This is a genomic window from uncultured Candidatus Puniceispirillum sp., assembly GCF_963979125.1.
Lineage (GTDB): Bacteria > Pseudomonadota > Alphaproteobacteria > Puniceispirillales > Puniceispirillaceae > Puniceispirillum.
In genome coordinates, this window is the sequence record NZ_CAXBVX010000101.1 from 1 (window position 1) to 7,247 (window position 7,247).

Sequence of the window (7,247 nt, forward strand, 5' to 3'; positions counted from 1 at the left end):
TGATGTCGCAACATAAGCAATGGGTTCGTGCCGAAGACCCGCTAGCAGCCTTGATGAAAATTGCCCGCCTTGCCGGAATCAGCGAAGCCGAATTCAACAAAACCATGAGCAACCGGACTTTGCTGGAAAAGCTTGTTGAAATGCGCCAAATAGCACTTGATGACTGGAATGTCAGTTCAACGCCAAGTTTCGTCATCAATGAGGACAAGGTTTTGGCAGGTAATATGAATTATGAAAAATTTGTCGAAGAAATAAACGCTTATGGCGCCTAGCTTCCTGTAGAGATTTAATGAGCGCAAACACGTGATCTTCCGTACCCTGAAAATGGCAGGTTTCAAATCTTTTGCCGAAGTGGCCGAAGTTGAAATCGAGTCTGGACTGACTGGCATTGTCGGGCCGAATGGCTGTGGCAAATCAAATGTTGTCGAGGGTTTGCGCTGGGTAATGGGTGAAAGCTCGGCACGGCAAATGCGTGGCGGCGAGATGGATGACGTGATCTTTGCTGGCACCGACCAACGCCCAGCCCGCAACCTTGCCGAAATCACCTTGAAACTTGATAATAGCAAGCGTAATGCGCCTGCTGAATTCAATAATGATGACGAATTGGAAATCACCCGTAAGATCGAACGCGGTAAAGGCAGTAGCTATTATGTCAATGCCAAGCCTGCGCGTGCGCGTGATGTCCAGCTTTTGTTTGCTGATACCGCAACAGGTGCGCGTTCGTCAGGGATTGTTAGTCAGGGGCGTATTGGCGCGATTGTTGGCGCTAAACCAGTGGATCGACGTGCCTTATTGGAAGAAGCCGCCAATATACGCGGCCTGCATGCCCGCCGGCATGAAGCAGAATTACGTCTGCGCGGTGCCGAAACCAACCTTGAACGGCTTGATGATGTTATTGCCGGCCTTGTCGAACAACGCGACTCATTAAAAAAACAGGCGCGTCAGGCGGCGCGTTATCGTTCGGTTGCGGATCGTATCCGTCAAGCCGAAGCACAGTTGCTATTTGCCCGCTGGGCAAACGCGCAGAATGATCTTGCCAATGCCGAAGCCGATTTTAATCAGGCCAAGCTGTTGGTCGCGACCAGAACCGAAGACGCGGCCAAAATTGCCACAACACGAAGTGAACTGGCGGCGCAATTACCCCCCTTGCGCGAGGCCGAAGCCGCGCGGGCGGCCGAATATCAACGTTTGGCCATTGGACATGACGAACTTGACCGCGAGGAAGCCCGACTTAAGGATGCCTTGAGCCAACTAGACGCGCGTCAGACACAGATTAACGCCGACATCACCCGCGAAAATGGCTTGCGCGAAGACGCCAAGATCGCCATCGAGTCGCTCGCCAGTGAAACCGAAACACTACAGCAACAGATTGATGAAGCTGCGCCACGCCGTGAAGCTGCACATGCCGAATTGGAAATTGCCCGCGCAGATGCAAATACAGCTGAGGCCGCACTTGCCGATGCCAGTGCCCTGTTACGGTCAGCGGCAACCTCACGTAATGGGCTGACAACACGGTTGAATGATCTGCTTGCCCGACGTGAAACAGCATCACGAAATCTGGCCGATCTGTCGCTAGATACCCTTGGCACCCAGACAAAAGTATCAAAAACCGGACTAATTGAAGCCGAAGCTGATTTTACCAATGCCCGAAAGATGCTGGAACAAGCTGAAGACACGCTTGGAGATGCACAGACACTTGCCGATACAACCAAAGCCGATGAACGCGAAACAGAAGCGCATATCACACGCATTCAGGCTGAAATCGACGCGCTAGAATATCTGCTTGCCGATAATGGTGACAATGAAGACACGCCAATTGTCGATCAGCTTTCGGTTGAAGAAGGTATGGAAACAGCCTTGGCAGCCTATCTGGCTGATGAATTGACCGCCCCAGCCGATGCAGGCACGCATAGCTATTGGCGTGAGGGGATGGCCCATGGTGATCTGACGCCACCAGACGGCACTTTGCCACTTGGTGATTTTGTTAGCGGGTCAAATGCGCTTAGCGTTGCCCTAGCAGGGGTAGGCGTTGTCGAGGATGAAGCCACCGCCGAGTCAATACAGCCATCACTGCGCCCCGGGCAAGCTGTTACCACCAAAAATGGTCATCTATGGCGTTGGGATGGATTTGTGCGGCATGCCAGCCAGAATGACCGAAGCGCCGAACGTATTCGTCAACGCCGTCGTCTGGACGCGCTTGAGAAAGATGCTGTTAAAGCAGGCAAAGACGCCCAAAAGATGGTTGAAAAAACCGCCGCCGCTCAGCAAGCATTCGATGCAAACCGCGCGGCTGTTCAAGACGCCCGTCAGAAATCGATTGCCAGTGAACAACGCTTTGGTGAAGCCCGGCGCCATGCCGAATCAGATGCGCTAAAGCTGGCCGCAGGTGAAGAACGCGCCACCGAGTTAGCCGCGATCCTTGATACGCTTGTTGCCGATATTAAGGTCTGTGAAATGCAACTGGTCGAACTTGGCGACGAAAGTATGCTTGCCAAACAAGAAACAACTTGCCGCGCTACTGCCGAGCACGCCCGCCAAAGGCTAAGTGAAGCGATGCAGGCCGATACCCGGCTTGAAGAAATTCTGCGTTCGGCAGGCGAACGTTTAACCACATCATCCGCCGAACAGACAGCATGGCAAGGCCGGCTTGATGGTGCCGCCAGCCGCGTTGCCGAACTGGAAACACGCTTTGAAAGTGGCAAGCTGGAACAGCAACGCCTTTTGCAGATGCCAGGGGATATAGAAAAACGGCGTCTGGAGATGGGGGATCTGCTGGAAGCGGCCAATGATGCACGGCAGGAAGCCAGCGATCTGTTAGTCAAAGCCGAAAGCCAGCTTAGCGAGGTTGAAACAGCGCAACGTATTGCTGAAGGCGCGCTTGGCGAAGCCCGGGAGACGCAAATTCGCACCGAAGGTGCCCAAGAGCGTGGCAAAGGATTGCTGCAGGACCTTAAAGACCGCATTCATGAAAAGCTGGACTGTACGCCTGATCAGATTGCCGAGATTGCCAATGTAGAATCGGCAGACGCATTACCGCCTGTTGCCGCATTGGATGACAAGGTGCAACGGCTTTTGCGCGAGCGTGACAATATTGGCCCCGTAAATCTGCGTGCCGAAGTCGAAATGGAAGATGTCGCCAGCCGCATCGCCAGCATGGAAGCCGAAAGTGAAGATTTATTGGCAGCTATCGCCAAATTACGCGCGGCGATCAGCCAGTTGAACCGCGAAGGCCGCGAGCGATTGCTGGCTAGTTTTGCCGAAGTGAATGGACATTTTAAAGAATTATTCAAGAAACTGTTTGGTGGTGGCACTGCCGAATTGCAACTTACCGAGGCTGATGACCCGCTTGAAGCAGGGCTGGAAATCATGGCCAGCCCGCCCGGCAAACGGTTACAATCGCTATCTCTTTTATCTGGTGGCGAACAAGCGCTGACCGCGTTGGCCATTATTTTTGCCGTGTTTCTGACCAATCCAGCACCGATTTGTGTGCTTGATGAGGTCGATGCTCCGCTTGACGATTCGAATGTGGCACGTTTCTGTGACCTGCTTCGCGATATTGTCGGCAAAACCGACACCCGCTTTCTTGTTATCACGCATCACCGGATGACGATGGCGCGCATGGATCGTCTGTTTGGTATCACGATGGAACAGCGTGGCCTTTCCAAGCTGGTTTCCGTTGATCTTCAGGCCGCCGAAAGAATGCGCGACTCGGCGGTAGCTTAGCTTGCTTTTAGAGACTGAAAGTGCGGCTGAATCAAAGAGTTTTGCATCCCCCGCAATCCCCCCACAAGCTGCGTCAAATTTGGCCCTATTGAATGCTTGACAAAAGCCGATGCAGTCCCCTATTTTGAGCGCGTTTTAAGCATTGCTGAACATCATGCAAAAATGTATGAATTTGGCTAAACTCAAGCGAAAAAAGGTGATTTAAAAATCGACTGGAAACCACCCCCTATCTTTGCTGGATAGTGGCATAAATCGGCACTGATGTGCCGGAGGTCTGGAACTGCTGTATGAGCGTTGATGATAATGAAGGCGGCGATATTCGCCTAAAAGACATCGAACGCCGCATCCATGCGATGCAACAGGAGAAACAGGGTGGTGACAAACCAAGCCGATCTGCTCTTCCCAAGGGGATGGGTGCAATCATGGGCCGGGTGGCAACCGAACTGGTAGCGGGTGTCATAGTCGGTGCTTTTATCGGATGGGTGCTGGATAAATGGCTGGATACAACGCCGCTGTTCATGTTGGTGTTGTTTTTTCTAGGGGCTATTGCTGGCATGCTTAATGTGTGGCGTATTTTTACCGGTCGCGGTTTAGCGGCAGGTTATTTCGACGAACATAAGCGGGCGTCGGATACAGATAAGGAGCGAGAGAGGAATGAGTAACTCTCAAGGAATGCATTCACCGGTCGCGCAATTCGAGATCAAGCCGATTTTTGATCTTTCAATTGGTGGTCAAGACGTCTCCTTTACCAATTCCAGCCTTTTCATGCTGCTGGCTATTGTTGTGAGCTCAATATTTCTGGTATCGGCGATGCGCAAGCGTGAACTGATCCCCGGCCGCATGCAGGGGCTAGCCGAAATGATGTATGAGTTTGTCGCCGATATGGTGCGTAGCAATGTTGGTAATGAAGGCCGCCCTTACTTTCCGTTTATTTTCACCCTGTTTGTGTTTTTGCTGTTTGGCAATTTGCTGGGTCTGATTCCTTATTCATATACATTTACATCACAAATCGTTGTGACATTTGTTATGGCAGCCTTTGTTTTCTTAGCGTTGACAGTTCTCGCGCTGTTCAAGCATGGTTTGCATTTCTTCAGCTTCTTTGTGCCTGCTGGTGCGCCAAAGCCGTTGATACCTTTTTTGATCATTATTGAAGTGATCTCGTATTTTGTGCGTCCTGTCAGCCTTTCGGTTCGACTGTTTGCCAACATGCTTGCTGGTCACACTATGTTGAAAGTCTTTGCTGGTTTGGCGGTGATGATTTCTGGTGTTGGCGGTGCTGCCATGGCTGGATCTGTTTTCCCGTTTATCGCACTTATCGGCCTGACTGGACTGGAAGTTTTGGTGGCTGTTTTGCAAGCCTATGTATTCACAATTCTGACATGCATGTATTTGAATGACGCTTTACATCTTCACTAGAGGGTGAGGCGCAACGCATTCCGCTAGCGTAGTAAATAGCGGTGTTGATTAATCGAACTGTCTTAAACATGGAAGGACTATTAAAATGGACGCAGAAGCTGCAAAAATGATCGGTGCCGGTTTGGCCGTTATCGCTCTTCATGGTGTTGCTCTTGGTATTGGCAACATCTTTTCGGCACTAGTAACCTCTATTGCACGCAATCCTGCGGCACGTAGCGAAGTTTTCGGCATCGGTATTCTTGGTTTTGCCCTGACCGAAGCTATCGCGCTGTTTGCTCTTGTTGTTGCGCTATTGCTATTGTTTGCTCTTTAAAAGGCAAACTATTTCATTCCATGACTTGTCTGTCGGGATACTGGCAGACAAGCAAGGGGATACCAATGAAGAACCAATGTAAAATATGGACAAGCATATCGGCTGTGTCGATTATGTCAGTTATTGTTAAGCCTGCTCTTGCAGCGGATGCCGCTAAACCTGGTCTTCCGCAGCTTGATGTCACGACATGGCCATCGCAGATTTTCTGGCTAATTGTGCTGTTTGCCGTTGGCTATGTGATTATGTCACGCATCGTAACGCCACGTATTGGCACTGTGCTTGAAGAACGTCGCAAAAGGCTTGATGATGATCTGGCCAAAGCGCGCGAAGCAAGCGAAGATGCGGCCAAAATTCGTGCTGGTTACGAAGAAACGCTGGAAATTGCTAGAACTGAGGCTGCCGCATTTGCTAAAGATGCTGCCGTGAAAGCAACACAAAGCGTTGAAGCGGCTAATGCCAAATTGAGCAAAAAATTGGCGACAAAAGCGCAAGCGGCTGAAGCCAAACTAGCCAAGGCGCGGGCTGAAGCTATGGAAAATCTCAATGCGGTTGCCGTTGACGCCGCTATAGCTGCAACCCAGCATTTGACTGGCATTAAGGCAACCAAGGCACAAGCTGAAAAAACGGTCAAATCACTGGCCAAAACGATAACCCCGCAGGAGAGTAACTGATGGAAGACGGTATCGTAATGGAATCGGTCTGGGTTGCCGTAGCATTTGTGTTTTTTGTTGCTCTGGTATGGAAAAAAGCTGGTGCTGTTCTAGGCACTATGCTGGATGAACGTTCTGAGAAAATCAGAGCTGATCTTGAAGAAGCAAAAACGCTACGTGACGCGGCAATAAACGAATTGCAGAATTACCAGCGTCTGCATCGCGAGGCTGCCGACGAAGCAAAAGCAATCATCAAGAATGCCGAAACAACCGCCGAGCGTATTCGCGAAACAGCCGAAAAGAATGCCAATGAGGCCGTGAAACGCCGCGAAGCCCAAGCAACTGCCAAAATCAAGGCCGCTGAAGCCAATATGGTTGCCGAATTACGCGAGCGTGCGGCAAGTCTGGCAGTAGCAACCGCCACAGACATCATCACCAGCAAGCTGGATAAAGATGCCAGCCTAGCCATGATTGACGAAGCGGCGGCAGAAATCGAAAAGCTAAACTAGATCAGCACATATTAAAGACTGCAAAAGGCTCCGAAAGGAGCCTTTATCTTTTGGCTATGACCAAAGTGATGGCCAGATATTAATGGTTAGGCATTAATGATTGGGGCGTAAGCTGAGAACAACACGGCCACCAACAGGGACTTCAAATTTCATGTCAGCAACTGGATAAAGCTTGGCTACATCTTTAGCAAAACCGTTACGATAGCCAAACACATCGTTAGAAATAACGACATCGTTAGCGTCCAGAACAGCTGACATAAGAGGTATAGCCACAACATCGGCTGAGGCATTCTGTTTAAGGTTGCGGGCTAACTTAAAACCTGCCTTTATTTCCATCTTGATAGTACCATCATTCTGCGACGAACAAATTGCGCGAACACCATTAAAGCGGGCATCGACGATCTGTTTATTATCATCAGTCAAAACAAAGGCCCGTGCGCCTTGTTCCGGCGCTGATACAGATGGGCAAACAACCACATCATCTGAACCAGAACATGCCGCCGTTGCCAATAGCACGCTGCCCAACAAAGAGGTAAAAAGACGTGAGGATGAGAATTTTGAGAAATTTGTCTGTTTCATGAAGGCATTCTAACGTCTTTTTCATCTAACAGCAATTGACCTAATCGTCCTAATCGC

General features: G+C 50.4%; 8 protein-coding genes. 7 read left to right on the top strand and 1 reads right to left on the bottom strand.

Annotated features, from left to right (window positions below; translation table 11 throughout):
- The 7 genes from ABNT28_RS09150 to atpF all read left to right on the top strand — a co-directional run.
- On the top strand, window positions 1-272 hold a 272-nt coding region (locus ABNT28_RS09150; protein WP_348721443.1), incomplete at its 5' end, for a thioredoxin domain-containing protein.
- Window positions 273-303: 31 nt separating this feature from the next.
- Window positions 304-3,723 (top strand): AAA family ATPase, encoded by a 3,420-nt coding sequence (locus tag ABNT28_RS09155; RefSeq protein WP_348721444.1) that lies wholly within the window; start codon window positions 304-306, stop codon window positions 3,721-3,723.
- Between the two features lie 287 nt (window positions 3,724-4,010).
- Window positions 4,011-4,385 carry an AtpZ/AtpI family protein gene (locus ABNT28_RS09160; RefSeq protein WP_332923922.1) on the top strand — a complete coding sequence of 125 codons (375 nt, stop codon included), beginning with the start codon at window positions 4,011-4,013 and terminating at the stop codon, window positions 4,383-4,385.
- The gene (locus ABNT28_RS09165) at window positions 4,378-5,139 is read left to right on the top strand and encodes a F0F1 ATP synthase subunit A (protein WP_332923923.1); all 762 of its coding nucleotides are present in this window, start codon (window positions 4,378-4,380) and stop codon (window positions 5,137-5,139) included. Before ABNT28_RS09160 ends, ABNT28_RS09165 begins: the two co-directional genes overlap by 8 nt.
- 85 nt (window positions 5,140-5,224) lie before the next feature.
- Window positions 5,225-5,452 carry a F0F1 ATP synthase subunit C gene (locus ABNT28_RS09170; RefSeq protein ID WP_013045974.1) on the top strand — a complete coding sequence of 76 codons (228 nt, stop codon included), beginning with the start codon at window positions 5,225-5,227 and terminating at the stop codon, window positions 5,450-5,452.
- Window positions 5,453-5,517: 65 nt separating this feature from the next.
- Window positions 5,518-6,123, top strand: coding sequence for a F0F1 ATP synthase subunit B' (locus ABNT28_RS09175; protein ID WP_332923924.1), 606 nt, complete (start codon window positions 5,518-5,520; stop codon window positions 6,121-6,123).
- Window positions 6,123-6,611, top strand: a complete 489-nt coding sequence (atpF, locus tag ABNT28_RS09180; protein WP_332923925.1) for a F0F1 ATP synthase subunit B — start codon at window positions 6,123-6,125, stop codon at window positions 6,609-6,611. The genes ABNT28_RS09175 and atpF overlap by 1 nt, the downstream gene beginning before the upstream one ends.
- Window positions 6,612-6,704: 93 nt before the next feature.
- Here atpF and ABNT28_RS09185 read toward each other — a convergent pair whose 3' ends face one another.
- Window positions 6,705-7,190 carry a hypothetical protein gene (locus ABNT28_RS09185; RefSeq protein WP_332923926.1) on the bottom strand — a complete coding sequence of 162 codons (486 nt, stop codon included), beginning with the start codon at window positions 7,188-7,190 and terminating at the stop codon, window positions 6,705-6,707.
- Window positions 7,191-7,247: the final 57 nt, after the last annotated feature.